We start from the raw sequence: 14269 nt of genomic DNA on the forward strand, positions 1-14269 counted from the left end.
TTGGATTTATTTCTTGACATCACCGGGGATAACTACTCACAAAAAAAGCAGGCTCTTTCAAACCTGCTTCTTCATTATATCCTTGCTAAAATATAGCGAGCGATTACTTCACTACATTAATCTTCAACGTATTGGTGCGTGCCTTTTCCTGGATAGGCATGCTCGCAAGAATGATAAACAAATCGCCTGACTGTACATGCCCTTCCCTCTTAAGGATGGCTTCAACGTCAGCGATCGTTTCATCGGTAGAGTTGGTTTTGTCGTAGTGGTATGCTTGTGTTCCCCATACAAGATTCATCTTGTTGAGAAGTGATTTGTTAGAAGTGAACACGAAGATGTTTGCATTCGGTCGGTAAGCGGATGACTGGAACGCGGTGTAACCGGATTGCGTCATTCCTACAATGGCTTTTGCGCCTACATCTTTTGCCAGCTTACAAGCCGCCAACACAAAATTATCGTGGATATAGGTTGGTGAATTTTTATTCACTTCGCGGAAGCGATAGTATATGTTCGGGCTCTTCTCTACAGAAGCAACCGTACGCACCATGCTTCGAATAACTTCGATCGGATATTTACCGGCAGCCGTTTCAGCAGAAAGCATTACAGCATCAGCACCATCCATTACTGCGTTGGCCACATCGTTAGTCTCTGCGCGTGTAGGGCGAGGGTTCTCGATCATGCTTTCCATCATCTGCGTTGCAACAATAACCGGTTTACCGGCCTTGTTACATTTTTCAACCAACATCTTTTGTACCATGGGTACTTCTTCCAGCCAAATCTCCACACCCAGGTCACCACGCGCCACCATTACTGCATCGGTAGCAGCAATGATATCATCGATGTTACTCAGCGCTTCCGGCTTTTCGATCTTTGCTACAATACGGGCATTTGATTTTTTTGAATCAATGATACCACGCAGTGTTTGAATATCAGATGCCTTGCGTACAAAGGAAAGGGCAATCCAGTCAATATCGTTCTGTAATCCGAATTCAAGATCGGCCAGATCTTTCTCTGTTAATGAAGGAGCCGATACTTTTGAGAATGGCAGGTTAATACCTTTGCGTGATTTTAGTGGTCCACCGTATACAACCTCAGTTACTACATCTGTATCACGTACTTCTTTTACTTTCAGTTCGATCTTACCATCATCCACCAGAATCATATCGCCAACCTTTACATCTTTCGGCAGATTTTTATAAGAAGTGCTGGCAATCTCGCGATTACCCACGAGGTCGTGGATGGTAATGATCAGTTCCTGACCACGTTCGATTACCGTACCCGGTTCCATTTCATCTATGCGAATCTTCGGACCTTGCAAATCCTGCAGCAGCGATACCGTTGTGCCAAGCTCTGCATTCAGTTCACGAACAAAATGAATCACTTTCAAATGATCTTCGTGCTTGCCGTGCGAGAAGTTGAGACGGAATACATCCACTCCTTCTTTAATCAATGCGCGCAGCATGTCTTTTGAATTTGAGGCAGGGCCTACAGTGGCAACAATTTTAGTCTTGTTGTACGATACTTTTTCTAGCATAAAGGTTTAAGATGATAATTCGTGAGGATGGTTAATATGAAGAAGACCAGTGTGCATCGGGGATCAGAAAATAAAGTTTGATTTAGACTTGAGACCCTCCAATGGAATGAAGGTCACAAATTGAACAGAAGATATTGACTTGATCAACTCCAGCAACTGCGGATGGGTGTACTGATCTTTCATAGCCGCCAAAATTATAAAATCGAAGTGAGGAAATTCAGGGATTAAAAAATACTTTCCGGGCTCTCCCTCCGAAGGTTTGTTTTTGAACAGTTTCAAACGATTGATCTGCGTTTCATAAGCATAAAAAGAAAAATATTTTTCTTCATTATTTTTGAAGCCAACCACCAAATCGGGCTGTTTTACAAGCTGAACATGAAGTGCCTGATTGATCTCCCAGGCAAGCTTGTAACCCCGTGCTGTTGAGGTGAGTCCTAACAGTTCAAAGTCGTATTCATAGTCGATAACAAGTTTGCTTTTCTTCATTTTACCGGCAAATTTACTCCTTATTGAGCCCGGGAGCCTATTCAAAAAAGTTTGATAATATTCACGTAAATCTCTTTCTTTGCAACTGATTTTTAAATCATAAACCTTAAAAACATGTCTGAAATTGCACAAAAAGTAAAGCAGATCATCATCGAAAAACTTGGTGTTGAAGAATCTGAAGTTACTCCTGAGGCTAGCTTCACCAACGATCTGGGAGCTGACTCACTTGACACCGTAGAACTTATCATGGAGTTCGAAAAGGAATTCAATATTTCTATTCCTGACGACCAGGCTGAAAATATCTCTACTGTTGGCCAGGCCATTTCTTACTTGGAGCAAAACGTAAAGAAATAATTGACCACTGCCTTCATACAACCACACTTCACAGATCATGACATTAAAGCGAGTAGTCGTTACAGGACTTGGTGCACTCACACCCATCGGCAATACCGTAAAGGAATATTGGGATGGATTACAGAACGGAAAAAGTGGAGCAGCTCCCATAACACGCTTTGATGCCACGCTCTTTAAGACAAAGTTTGCCTGCGAAGTAAAGAACTTCGACATCGGCAACTTTATGGATCGTAAAGAAGCGCGCAAGATGGACCCGTTCACTCAGTATGCGATGGTGGCGGTGGATGAGGCTATAAAAGATGCAAACCTTCCGATAGCTGAGCTTAATCCAAACCGCGTAGGCGTAATTTGGGGTTCAGGTATCGGAGGTTTATTAACTTTCCAGGAAGAAGTAAAGTCGTATGCCAAAGGTGATGGAACTCCCCGTTTCAATCCTTTCTTCATTCCTAAAATGATCCCAGACCTTTCTGCCGGTCACATCTCTATTAAATATGGTTTCCGCGGGCCTAACTATGTAACGGTATCGGCCTGTGCTTCTTCTACCAACGCGCTGTACGATGCATTCACCTACCTGCGGTTAGGCAAGGCAGATATCATTGTATCCGGAGGTTCGGAAGCTGCCGTATGCGAAGCCGGTGTTGGAGGATTCAACTCGCTGAAAGCTCTCTCCGAGCGTAACGATTCTCCGGAAACAGCTTCCCGTCCATACGATAAAGACCGTGATGGTTTTGTATTGGGTGAAGGTGCCGGTGCATTGATACTCGAAGAGTACGAACACGCCAAAAGACGTGGTGCTAAAATTTATGCAGAAGTAATCGGTGGCGGTATGTCATCCGATGCCTATCACATCACAGCTCCCCACCCGGAAGGAGCCGGTATCATTCAGGTAATGTACAATGCCCTGGAAGATGCTGAAATCAAGCCGGAACAAATTGACTATATCAATACACACGGCACTTCTACGCCGCTGGGCGATATAGGTGAGATTCGCGCTATACAAAAAGTATTCGGCGAACATGCCTATAAGATGAACATCAGTTCTACCAAGTCCATGACAGGACACTTGCTGGGAGCCGCTGGTGCCATTGAAAGTATAGCCTGCATCATGGCTATCCATGGATCCGTAGTGCCGCCTACCATCAACCACTTCGAAGACGATCCGGATCTTGATCCCCGACTGAACATGACCTTTAACAAAGCTCAAAAGCGCGAGGTAAATATTGCCCTGAGCAACACGTTTGGTTTTGGTGGTCATAATTTTTCGGTGGTCTTCAAGAAGATCTGATCTTTTCCAGAAACTTTATCACTATACTTGGGAACATAGGCATAAAGCTTATGCTCAAAGGGTTCTTTGTGCCTGTATACCCACAGTGATTACCAGCCGGTAGCAGCAGCGCATGACGTATAACTTTAGATAAATAACGAAACATGTTGTAACGATACTCCTGCACGCATTAATACAAAGAATCTTATTAAATTAGCATCCGACTAAAAATGAATTAACATAGCTTGGTCTGGAAAATCCTTAAACTTCCGAAAGGGAAATCGAAGAACGATGAGAAGTTGATCAGGGCCATAAAGAACATTTCGGGCCTTACTCCTTCTAATCTTGAGCTATATCGCTTGGCAACCGTTCACAGTTCTATTGCCAAGGAAAATGGCCAGGGTTTTAAAGAGTCGAATGAGCGACTGGAGTATCTCGGCGATGCCATTCTCGGAGCTGCTGTAGCAGACTATCTCTTCAAGAAATTCCCGTTTAAATCAGAAGGCTTTCTGACTGAGATTCGTTCGCGGATTGTAAACCGCGAAACACTCAATCTATTGGCCCGCAAGATCGGCATCGGTAATATTGTTCAATACGATCAAAAGAACGCCCACTTGCAGCAAGTTATACTTGGCAACACACTCGAAGCCATTGTAGGCGCCATCTACCTCGACAAAGGATACCTGCGCACCAAGAAGTTTGTGATCGATAAACTCATCAACCCCAACTACGATCTTGACGAACTGGTGAATTCTAACTCCAACTTTAAGAGTAAAATCATTGAGTGGGCACAGCGCGAGGGCAAAGAAGTAAAGTTCGAGATACTCAACGTCAAAAAGGGCAAGAACCACAAAGAGTTTACTGCCCAGGTGCTGGTAGACAATGAAGCCAAAGGCACCGGCTATGGCAACAGCAAGAAAAAAGCCGAGCAAGACGCAGCCTTGAAAACGTGTGAGATGTTGGATCTTTTATCGTAATCAGTTAATAGTTACCCGTTATCTGAGATATTGATCTACTGAAATAATCCTGTTATACGAAGGAACACAAAGAAGACGCAACGTTACACAGAGAAGGTATCTGTGTACGTCTATGGAAAAACATTTCCTGGCGTGACAAATTAATCTTCATATTTGTTATTTATCAAGCGGTCCAATATCGTATTTCGTAACCGTTATCTATACTATTAACGTGTAACGGTTAACCGATAACGCTGAAACTATATGAGCACATTGAAAATAGCCGGAGCAACTGTAAACCAGATTCCTTTTGACTGGAGTAACAATACGGCAAACATTATCAGTGCTATTGCCGCAGCACAGAAGCAGGAAGTAAAGATTTTGTGTTTTCCGGAGTTGTGTGTAACGGGATATGGATGCGAAGATCTGTTTCTGAGTGACTGGCTTGCTGAGCGTGCGTGGCAGGAAGTGCTGAAGATTCGTGGGCATTGTATTAACATCACTATATGTATAGGACTTCCCGTGCGACTCAACGGCATTACCTATAACGGCTCTTGCGTTATCCGTAATCAAAAAATACTCGGCATTACTTTCAAACAAAATCTCGCGCGCGATGGTGTGCATTACGAACCACGGTGGTTCGATCCATGGATACCGAATCGTATTGTTGATATAAATCTTGGTAACGAAACAGTACAGGCAGGTGACCTGATCTACGAAGCCGAAGGCATAACGTTTGGCTTCGAGATATGCGAAGACGGCTGGAGAAGAAGCTATCGCCCGGGCTACCGGTTGAAAGAGCGGGGAGTAGATTTGATTTTTAATCCCAGCGCCAGTCACTTTGCGATGGGCAAGAGTTTGCTGCGCGAGCAGGAAGTGGTGCGCGATGGCTCGGTTACGTTCGATTGTGTATACCTCTTTGCAAACCTCCTCGGCAACGAGGCAGGCCGCATGATATACGATGGCGATATTATTATTGCACACAAAGGAAAAATGCTCGCGGTAAACAAGCGCCTGTCCTTTAAGCGCTTTCAAGTGTTGGCTTGTCAGGTAGATTTTACCGATGTAGCCAACAGCGAAGTAATTCCATCGCTCGATACAAAAGATAAAAACGAAGAACTTACACAAGCTGTAGCACTCGCACTATATGACTATGCGCGCAAGAGCAAAGCAAAAGGTTTTGTATTGTCGCTGAGTGGTGGTGCCGATTCATCTTCATGTGCTGTATTGGTAGCTGAAATGGTGAAGCGCGCCAGTACGGAATTGGGCTGGGATGCTGTTTGCCAGGCGCTGAATATACAAGCCAGTCAATGGCAGGAAGCGGTTGGAAAATTATTGACGTGTGCTTATCAGGGCACCCGTAATTCTTCTACCAATACTTTTCAGGCTGCCAAAGAACTGGCGGATTCTATCGGTGCAGAATTTCATCACTGGACAATCGATGATGAAGTAAATGCCTACTCACATAAAATTGAAACAGCCATCGGGCGCCAGCTTACCTGGGAAGAAGATGACGTAACACTACAAAATATACAGGCACGTTCACGCTCGCCCATCATCTGGATGCTGGCCAATGTAAAGCGTGCTGTGCTGCTCACCACGTCTAACCGCAGTGAAGGCGATGTAGGCTATGCCACGATGGATGGAGATACCAGCGGAAGCCTTGCCCCTATTGCAGGCCTCAGTAAAATATTTATACTCCAATGGCTGCGCTGGGCGGAAAGTAATCTGCATCACGGCGGTCTCCATGCCGTCAATAATTTACAGCCAACAGCCGAGCTGCGTCCGCTGGAGCGCAACCAGACCGATGAAGACGATCTGATGCCATATACTGTACTAGCGGAAATAGAGCGATATGCTATACTGGAAAGGCGATCACCTTTGCAGGTTTATGAGCGCATGAAGTTCCATCATCCGGAAGCCTTGCTCAAGAGCTGGTTGCGAAAGTTCTTCCGCCTCTGGTCGGCCAACCAGTGGAAACGCGAGCGCATCGCTCCTTCCTTCCACCTCGATGACCTGAATGTTGATCCGCGCACCTGGTGCCGTTTCCCGATACTGTCATCGGCGTTTAAGGAGGAGCTGGAAATGCTCGGATAATATTCTCCTAATACATGGCAGTTTTTCGGTAGCCGACAGCAAAGGCAGGCTTGTTGATTTCAGCTTTCTGTTATATTTGCTGCTATGGCTATACTGAGTTACATCATTTGGAACGCAAGTCCCGAGATATTTTCATTCGGTTCGTTTGCTCTTCGCTGGTATGGATTGTTTTTCGCGCTTGGCTTCCTTATAAGCCAGCAGATACTATACTATATGTATCGCAAAGAAGGCAAGCCTGAAAAAGATGTAGATACAATTACGATCTACATGGTGGTAGCCACGATTCTGGGCGCTCGTCTGGGCCACGTATTATTCTATCAGCCTGAAATTATCTGGACGGATCCGCTGGGTATATTTCTGCCGTTTGAGTTTCATCCATTCCGCTTTACTGGTCTTCAAGGGCTTGCCAGCCACGGTGGCGCTATTGGTATTCTGCTGGCCATGTGGTTATATAGCCGTAAAAAGAAACCGGGACAAAGTTATCTGCAGGTACTTGATCGCATTGTTATACTTGTAGCCCTTACCGGTGCATTGATTCGCCTGGGTAATTATTTCAATTCCGAGATCATTGGTAAACCTACCGATAAACCGTGGGGCGTTGTATTTACCGGACGCTTAACCGAAGCGTTGAACGACAAACGCATTGATACAGACGGCATTGTAGACGATGTTGCCTATATAAAAAATGATACGCTTCCAAAAGGCACCAACGGCAGAGTGCCCATGACGATCTATATTTTCTTTAAACCTACTGCCAATGAGTTGCAGATCAATCGCCTGCTCGATGGAGAAGTGCGCACGCTGCTGACAGCTCAACTGGATGAATTTTTCGATCATGAATCTGCTATGCACCTGGATTACCTGATCGCCAAACCCGACAAAGATGGTTTTGTAGCCAAGATCAATACTATGGGTATTGCGCGGCATCCGGCTCAATTATATGAGTCTTTCTCGTGTGTAATACTTTTCCTGGTGCTTCTCATGATCTGGATGAAATACAAAGAGAACCTGGTGCCCGGAAGAATCTTCGGTATATTCCTGATCGTGTTATGGCCGATGCGTTTCCTCTTTGAATTCCTCAAAGAAAATCAGGAATCATTCGAAGATACTTTACCCATGAACATGGGACAGATACTGAGCATCCCGTTGATTCTGGCAGGTATTATTATCCTGATCATGTCGTTCCGAAAAAAGGCATCCTAAAATCCGGATTTTCGGAAAAGTAACGTTAAACTTGTTAGTATAGAGGGAGTCTTAACGTTACAGAATGCTGGCCCTTATCATCAGTTTTATCAGCTTATTTTCGCCGGCAGAGATCATACAGGTTTCTGACGCCGTGCCGCCTGTTGCCGACTCCATAAAGCGGCCACTGCCTATCGCTGTTGACAGTATAGGAAGGTTTGTTCAGATCAATCGCATCTTTATCATTGGCAATCATGTTACGCGTGATCCGATCATCTTGCGCGAGCTTACATTAAAAGCCGGTGACTATGTATATAGCACCGATCTGCCCGGAGTGCTGGAGATCGACAAAAAGAAACTCATCAACACACGGCTCTTCAACACGGTTGAAATAAAAACACTCGAGCTGGAAACCGATCAGATCGATCTGCTCATCGATATCAACGAACGCTGGTATACATTTCCCTCTCCTATCTTTGAATTATCTGACCGAAACTTTAATGAGTGGTGGCAGAACTATAATCACGATCTTAACCGAGTAAACTTCGGCCTGCGTCTTTATCAATTCAACATGCGGGGTCGCAATGAAACGCTTCGCTTCCTCGCACAGTTTGGCTTCTCACGAAGATTCGGCATAACGTACCGTTTCCCCTATATCGACAAAAAGCAAAAGCAGGGCCTTATACTTGATTTTGATTTTATGGAAACGAAAAACCTTGCATTCCGCACAGCCGATCACAAACTGGACTATATCGAAACCCGGAACATCGTTCGTACCAGCAGAAGCGGTGGTATTACCTATACCTATCGGCCTTCCTTCTATCAATCGCACGCAATATCCATCAACTATAAAAGCACAACCGTTGCCGATACCGTAGTGGAGCGTAACCCCAATTACCTGGGCCATGAACGCACCCACCAAAATTATGCTATACTTGCGTATCAATTCAGCGCAGACCATCGCGATTATATTGGGTATCCATTGCGCGGTTATTACCTGCTGGCAAACATTACCAAGAGCGGACTCACTGCCGCTGATGACTTGAACAAACTGGAGATCAGCGCCACGTATGCACGATTCCTCGATCTGAAAAAAGGATTCTTCCTGTCGAATTATACTGTAGGCTATTGGAGTAATCCAACCAATCTTCCGTATTACAATTATGGTGCACTGGGATACCAGAAGCAGATTATTCGAGGATATGAAATATATGTTATTGAAGGCCCCGAGTATGCACTGAACAAAACCACATTCAAAAAGAAAATATTCGGAAAAACCTATCACTGGAAAGCTGTTCCTATTCAGCAGTTCAGGCATATACCGCTGGCAGTATATTTAAAGACCTATGCAGATGTAGGCTATGTAAACAACTATCCGCATTATACTATTAACAGTCGTCTCACCAATAAATTACTCTCTGGTGTTGGTGGTGGTATCGACATTGTAGGTTCGTATGATATGGTATTGCGATTCGAGTATACCTTTAATGCAGAAGGGAAGCACGGTCTCTTCTTCAACTTCAAAAAAGAATTTTAAAGTTTTCTTTTTTGCGTTCATAACACTGCAGGCATCCTTCATTACACAAGAGTCATTACTATCCTTATATTTGTTCGCTATAAAATTGAGCGCTTATGAAGAACATTGCTGTGATTGGTTCCGGTACCATGGGAAATGGCATTGCACATACTTTCGCACAACATGGTTATACAGTAACATTGATCGACATTGCGGAAGATGCTTTGAAAAAAGCAATGAGCACAATCGAAAAAAATCTGGGCCGACAAGTAGAGAAAGGTGTCATTACAGAAGCCGATAAAAAGCAGACACTGCAACGCATCACACCCATCACCGATATTAAATCGGGTGTACAGAATGTTGACCTTGTAGTGGAAGCAGCTACAGAAAATACAGAACTCAAGCTGAAGATATTTCAAGACCTTGATGCGGCAGCAAAATCTGAAACCATTTTAGCAACCAACACATCATCAATCTCCATTACTAAAATTGCATCGGTTACAAAGCGTGCTGATAAAGTGATCGGCATGCACTTTATGAACCCTGTGCCGGTGATGAAGCTGGTAGAGGTTATTCGCGGTTATAATACCAGCGATGAGGTAACGAAGCGCACGATGGAATTATCGCGGAGCCTTGAAAAGATTCCGGTAGAAGTAAATGACTATCCCGGGTTTATTGCCAACCGCATATTGATGCCGATGATCAACGAAGCTATATATTCTTTGTATGAAGGCGTAGCCGGCGTTGAAGAGATAGATGCTGTAATGAAACTCGGCATGGCCCACCCGATGGGGCCCCTGCAACTGGCTGATTTTATCGGACTGGACGTGTGCCTTTCCATTCTGCATGTTTTACACGATGGTTTTGGCAACCCCAAATATGCACCATGCCCTTTGCTGGTGAATATGGTACAGGCTGGCCATAAGGGTGTTAAATCAGGGAACGGATTTTATGCTTATACGCCCGGAAGCAAGGATTTGAAGGTTTCAGCCCGATTTGCCGGGAAACAGGCCTGAAAAAAGTGAAAGGCCAGTTACTCGATTTGAATAGCTGGCCTTTATTACACTTCTCTCCCACTCTTTTGCACCGATGGGAACCATCGGCTCTCCGGAGCAGGACACATGTGAAACGCTATGGCAAAAAGCTGATCACTGTGTGGAGAGGACTTTAAAGTACGGGCATAACCTCGAATTTTCCTAAGGAATTTTTCAAACTTTCAGGAGTTGAAAAACGACCTTTGCTAAACGGCTTTTAAAGGGCTTTTTTGGAAAGCAGATTTTTTAAAATTTCAATTAAGTTACTGATAACCAGATAATTTAACATTATACACAATCGATCCACAATCTATCCACAAAGACATTTTTTACAAGCAGATTCATGATTGAAGACAATTACAGGCAGCGCGGAATGCGTAACAAACTGGTAAAAAAACTGGCCCAGAAAGGCATCAAAAGTGAGGCTGTTCTGGCAGCCATTGGGGCCGTGCCGCGCCATGTTTTTTTTGAAAATGCGTTGCTTGAACACGCCTATGAAGACAAAGCCTTCCCGATCGGAGAAGGGCAAACCATTTCGCAACCTTATACGGTAGCATTTCAAAGCGAAAAACTCGAGATCAAGCCGGGCGATAAAGTGCTGGAGATCGGCACGGGCTCCGGCTACCAGGCATGTGTGCTGCTGGAACTGGGCGCCAAAGTCTATACCATTGAATACAAGCGCAAACTGTATGAGACCGCCAAAGCCTTTCTGCCACAATTAGGATACAAACCTTATTTCTTTTTCGGCGATGGTTCGAAAGGACTTCCTGCAAAAGCTCCGTTCGATAAAATCATTGTAACGGCCGGTGCCCCGGTAGTACCTACAGCACTCACCGATCAATTGAAAGAAGATGGCATCCTGGTAATTCCTGTAGGCGATAAGGAGAAACAGCTTATGCTGCGCATCCGCAAAAAGGGTGGCAAGCTTTTTAAGGAAGAGTTTGATTACTTCGCTTTTGTACCGCTGCTGGGCGAACAAGGGTGGAAAGGATGATGCTATAGGGTGACGTTCAATCGTTTGATAAAATCACGATACCATGACGTACCGCATCTTCCGATAAAAATTCGTTTCTTTGCCCCGCTCTATGAAGAACAGTATCGTTGAAGCCGTACTTAAATTGCTCAAAGCGGAATTTGTAAAATTCGTTGTAGTCGGAGGCATTTCGGCTGTTCTTGAATTTTCATTGCTTATTCTCTTCGTTGAAAAGCTTTCGATGGATTATCTCATCGGCAATGTAATAGCCTTTGCATTAACCAACATTGTTACCTATGTGCTGAGCAAGCGCTATGTGTTCAATGCGGCTACATCGGCTAATAAAGCGCAGGAAGCGGGGCTGTTCTTTTTGTGCCTGCTCGGTGGGCTGCTGGTGAACCAGATCGTGTTGTGGATCTTTGTTGAATTTACATCACTTGATTACCGGATTGCCAAGGTAATCGCCATTGCGATCACCGTCATCTGGAATTTCTTTACACGCAAGCACCTGGTTTTTCGCAACCGCCCGGTAGCCGCACAGCAGGCTACTGCTACAGATTATTCAGAAGAAACGCTTTAAATCCTTCGAAGTCGCTTTTTATTGCCACGGTCTGCTTGGGCTGCTGCATAAACTTTTGCAATGGCTGTGGTATCTCAATCGGTTTGGCGAGCGTCTCCTCCACTACTTCCTTGAACTTGGCCGGATGTGCTGTTTCCAGGAATATACCCGTTACATCTTCACCACTTTCTTCCAGGTATTTAACAAGGCCGAGGTAGCCTACAGCCCCGTGCGGATCGAGTATATAATCATTTGAGGCATATACATGGCGCATGGCCGCGCGCGTATCGTCATCCGAAAAAGCATACCCGCGAATGTCAGTTGATAGTTTAGAGTAGTCCTGACCAAAGAAATCAAGCATACGCACAAAATTACTCGGGTTGCCCACATCCATTGCGTTGCTGATGGTTTGCTTCGAAGGTCTAGGATTGAACACAGTTGTTTTCAGATACTCCGGCACCACATCGTTGGCATTGGTAGTCGCTATAAATTTATGTACCGGCAATCCCATACGTTTTGCCAATAAACCACCGGTGAGGTTGCCAAAGTTTCCACTCGGAATTGAAAACACTACCGGTTTACCTTTTTCTTTCACCTGGGCATAAGCATAAAAGTAATAGAACGACTGAGGTATGAGTCGCGCAATATTGATAGAGTTGGCGGATGTGAGGAAATACTTTGCACGCAGCGTCTCGTCCAGAAATGCCTGCTTCACCAATCGCTGGCAATCATCAAATGTACCGGCCACTTCCAGCGCTGTAACGTTTTGGCCCAGTGTAGTAAATTGCTTCTCCTGTATATCGCTCACCTTTCCGGATGGGTATAGCACCACTACACGCGTTCCTTTCACACCTAAGAAACCATTGGCTACAGCACTCCCCGTATCACCGGATGTTGCCACCAGTATAACAATCTCCTGATTCTGCTGCTTGGCAAAATAGCCCAGCAACTGCGACATAAAGCGTGCACCAAAATCTTTGAATGCCAGCGTAGGACCGTGAAATAACTCCAACGCATACGCATGATCATCTACCTCCACTATCGGAGCTTCAAATTGAATAGTATGATTTACAATACGCTTCAATTCATCCGCCGGTACATCTTTCCCCAGCAATGCATCTGCTACCGTAAAAGCAATCTCCTGAAATGATTGGGTATGGATCGAATCAAAAAATTCCTTTGGCAGCACCGGTATAGTTTCGGGCATATATAAACCATTGTCCGGAGCCAGCCCTTGCGTAACAGCTTCCTTCAGATCAACCTTCGCATTCTTGTTATTCGTACTATAAAACTTCATGTCGTTATATAAAATTTACAGATTATATTTTTCTAACTTTTCCAACCTACACATACCCACGTAAACACGTACTGACATGCTCACGTGCTAACGCAGCACCTTCGCTCCCTCCAGGTTGATCTTCGATACAAACACATCGCTCTTTAACTGCAGTGTATCAAATTGTTTCTGCATGGCCTGGCCTACATGTGCTGCTATATCGCGGGTGGTTGACAGTGCGAAGATGGTGGGTCCTGAGCCGGATATACCGCAGCCCAACGCACCTGCCAGTATCGCTTCATCTTTGATTTTATGGAAACCGGGAATCAACACCGAACGTATTGGCTCCGCCACCACATCGTGCAGGGAACGCTGTATCAAACCATAATCGGGCTTCATTAACCCGACAACCATACCCGCTATATTTCCCCATTGTGTGATAGCATCTTTCATGGGGATGCTGGGCTTCAGCACGCGCCTCGAATCTTCTGTTTTGAGTTCGAGATGCGGGTGCACGAGTGTACAGTAAAGCTCAGCGGGCGTTGGTATATTGGTGACATCCAGCGGAGCATAGCCACGGATCAACACAAATCCTCCCAACAGAGATGGCGCAACGTTATCAGCATGCGCAGAACCACACGCAATGCGTTCCGATTCCATCGCAAAAGGTAAAAGCTGTTCGCGCGTTAGCGGATTACCATGCAGCTCGTTAATGGCCACCAGTGCGGCGGCTGAGCTCGCAGCACTTGAGCCCATACCACTGCCCAATGGAAGATTTTTATACAGTGTAATCTCAGCTCCCCACTGACTATTGATCGCCTTCAGGTATTCGAGCACCGCTACACCCGATGTATTCTTCTCTGCTTCCAGTGGAAGCCTGCCATCGTCTCCTATAATTTTTACAATCTTCACTCCCGGACGATCGGTGAGTGTAACCATTACTTCATCGGCAGGAGCCTCTACGGCAAATCCGAAAATATCAAAGCCACACGATACGTTTGCTACCGTTGCCGGGGCTGATGCTTTTATTGATTTCAT

13 protein-coding genes are annotated in these 14269 nt (G+C 45.1%); 9 read left to right on the top strand and 4 right to left on the bottom strand.

Annotated elements, in window-relative coordinates:
* Positions 1-103: 103 nt before the first annotated feature.
* Together pyk and V7Q33_RS06590 are read right to left on the bottom strand one after the other, a co-directional pair.
* Entirely contained in the window at positions 104-1534 is a 1431-nt protein-coding gene (gene pyk / locus V7Q33_RS06585) for a pyruvate kinase (RefSeq protein ID WP_331976280.1), read from the bottom strand.
* A gap of 63 nt (positions 1535-1597) precedes the next feature.
* Positions 1598-2020 (bottom strand): IPExxxVDY family protein, encoded by a 423-nt coding sequence (locus V7Q33_RS06590; protein WP_331976282.1) that lies wholly within the window; start codon positions 2018-2020, stop codon positions 1598-1600.
* Positions 2021-2134: 114 nt separating this feature from the next.
* On the opposite strand from V7Q33_RS06590, the gene V7Q33_RS06595 reads away from it, so the two are divergent.
* The 9 genes from V7Q33_RS06595 (at position 2135) to V7Q33_RS06635 (ending at position 11976) form a co-directional block, all read left to right on the top strand.
* On the top strand, positions 2135-2374 hold the full coding sequence (locus tag V7Q33_RS06595) for an acyl carrier protein (RefSeq protein ID WP_025537672.1): 240 nt from the start codon (positions 2135-2137) through the stop codon (positions 2372-2374).
* A 37-nt stretch (positions 2375-2411) separates the two neighbouring features.
* Positions 2412-3659 (top strand): beta-ketoacyl-ACP synthase II, encoded by a 1248-nt coding sequence (gene fabF, locus V7Q33_RS06600; protein ID WP_333819323.1) that lies wholly within the window; start codon positions 2412-2414, stop codon positions 3657-3659.
* Positions 3660-3883: 224 nt separating this feature from the next.
* Positions 3884-4615 carry a ribonuclease III gene (gene rnc / locus V7Q33_RS06605; RefSeq protein ID WP_331976291.1) on the top strand — a complete coding sequence of 244 codons (732 nt, stop codon included), beginning with the start codon at positions 3884-3886 and terminating at the stop codon, positions 4613-4615.
* Positions 4616-4858: 243 nt separating this feature from the next.
* Positions 4859-6691 carry an NAD(+) synthase gene (nadE, locus tag V7Q33_RS06610; RefSeq protein ID WP_331976293.1) on the top strand — a complete coding sequence of 611 codons (1833 nt, stop codon included), beginning with the start codon at positions 4859-4861 and terminating at the stop codon, positions 6689-6691.
* An 84-nt stretch (positions 6692-6775) separates the two neighbouring features.
* Complete coding sequence (locus V7Q33_RS06615; RefSeq protein WP_331976295.1) at positions 6776-7894, top strand: prolipoprotein diacylglyceryl transferase; 1119 nt, start codon at positions 6776-6778, stop codon at positions 7892-7894.
* 64 nt (positions 7895-7958) lie between these two features.
* Positions 7959-9410 carry a BamA/TamA family outer membrane protein gene (locus V7Q33_RS06620; protein ID WP_331976297.1) on the top strand — a complete coding sequence of 484 codons (1452 nt, stop codon included), beginning with the start codon at positions 7959-7961 and terminating at the stop codon, positions 9408-9410.
* A gap of 95 nt (positions 9411-9505) precedes the next feature.
* Entirely contained in the window at positions 9506-10405 is a 900-nt protein-coding gene (locus V7Q33_RS06625; RefSeq protein WP_331976299.1) for a 3-hydroxyacyl-CoA dehydrogenase family protein, read from the top strand.
* Between the two features lie 361 nt (positions 10406-10766).
* Positions 10767-11417 carry a protein-L-isoaspartate(D-aspartate) O-methyltransferase gene (locus tag V7Q33_RS06630; RefSeq protein ID WP_331976301.1) on the top strand — a complete coding sequence of 217 codons (651 nt, stop codon included), beginning with the start codon at positions 10767-10769 and terminating at the stop codon, positions 11415-11417.
* A 91-nt stretch (positions 11418-11508) separates the two neighbouring features.
* Positions 11509-11976, top strand: coding sequence for a GtrA family protein (locus tag V7Q33_RS06635; protein ID WP_331976303.1), 468 nt, complete (start codon positions 11509-11511; stop codon positions 11974-11976).
* Here V7Q33_RS06635 and thrC read toward each other — a convergent pair.
* Both thrC and V7Q33_RS06645 read right to left on the bottom strand, forming a co-directional pair.
* The gene (thrC, locus tag V7Q33_RS06640; RefSeq protein ID WP_333819324.1) at positions 11948-13252 is read right to left on the bottom strand and encodes a threonine synthase; all 1305 of its coding nucleotides are present in this window, start codon (positions 13250-13252) and stop codon (positions 11948-11950) included. The two genes, V7Q33_RS06635 and thrC, sit on opposite strands and share 29 nt — an antisense overlap.
* Before the next feature lie 87 nt (positions 13253-13339).
* Complete coding sequence (locus V7Q33_RS06645; RefSeq protein ID WP_331976307.1) at positions 13340-14269, bottom strand: homoserine kinase; 930 nt, start codon at positions 14267-14269, stop codon at positions 13340-13342.

This window comes from Ohtaekwangia sp. (assembly GCF_036786105.1).
GTDB lineage: Bacteria > Bacteroidota > Bacteroidia > Cytophagales > Cyclobacteriaceae > Ohtaekwangia.

What these genes read in the sequence shown, in the direction of transcription:
- pyk (WP_331976280.1), bottom strand. Translation starts at nt 1,534, where the DNA reads ATGCTAGAAAAAGTATCGTACAACAAGACTAAAATTGTTGCCACTGTA.
- V7Q33_RS06590 (WP_331976282.1), bottom strand. Translation starts at nt 2,020, where the DNA reads ATGAAGAAAAGCAAACTTGTTATCGACTATGAATACGACTTTGAACTG.
- V7Q33_RS06595 (WP_025537672.1), top strand. Translation starts at nt 2,135, where the DNA reads ATGTCTGAAATTGCACAAAAAGTAAAGCAGATCATCATCGAAAAACTT.
- fabF (WP_333819323.1), top strand. Translation starts at nt 2,412, where the DNA reads ATGACATTAAAGCGAGTAGTCGTTACAGGACTTGGTGCACTCACACCC.
- nadE (WP_331976293.1), top strand. Translation starts at nt 4,859, where the DNA reads ATGAGCACATTGAAAATAGCCGGAGCAACTGTAAACCAGATTCCTTTT.
- V7Q33_RS06615 (WP_331976295.1), top strand. Translation starts at nt 6,776, where the DNA reads ATGGCTATACTGAGTTACATCATTTGGAACGCAAGTCCCGAGATATTT.
- V7Q33_RS06620 (WP_331976297.1), top strand. Translation starts at nt 7,959, where the DNA reads ATGCTGGCCCTTATCATCAGTTTTATCAGCTTATTTTCGCCGGCAGAG.
- V7Q33_RS06625 (WP_331976299.1), top strand. Translation starts at nt 9,506, where the DNA reads ATGAAGAACATTGCTGTGATTGGTTCCGGTACCATGGGAAATGGCATT.
- V7Q33_RS06630 (WP_331976301.1), top strand. Translation starts at nt 10,767, where the DNA reads ATGATTGAAGACAATTACAGGCAGCGCGGAATGCGTAACAAACTGGTA.
- V7Q33_RS06635 (WP_331976303.1), top strand. Translation starts at nt 11,509, where the DNA reads ATGAAGAACAGTATCGTTGAAGCCGTACTTAAATTGCTCAAAGCGGAA.
- thrC (WP_333819324.1), bottom strand. Translation starts at nt 13,252, where the DNA reads ATGAAGTTTTATAGTACGAATAACAAGAATGCGAAGGTTGATCTGAAG.
- V7Q33_RS06645 (WP_331976307.1), bottom strand. Translation starts at nt 14,269, where the DNA reads ATGAAATCAATAAAAGCATCAGCCCCGGCAACGGTAGCAAACGTATCG.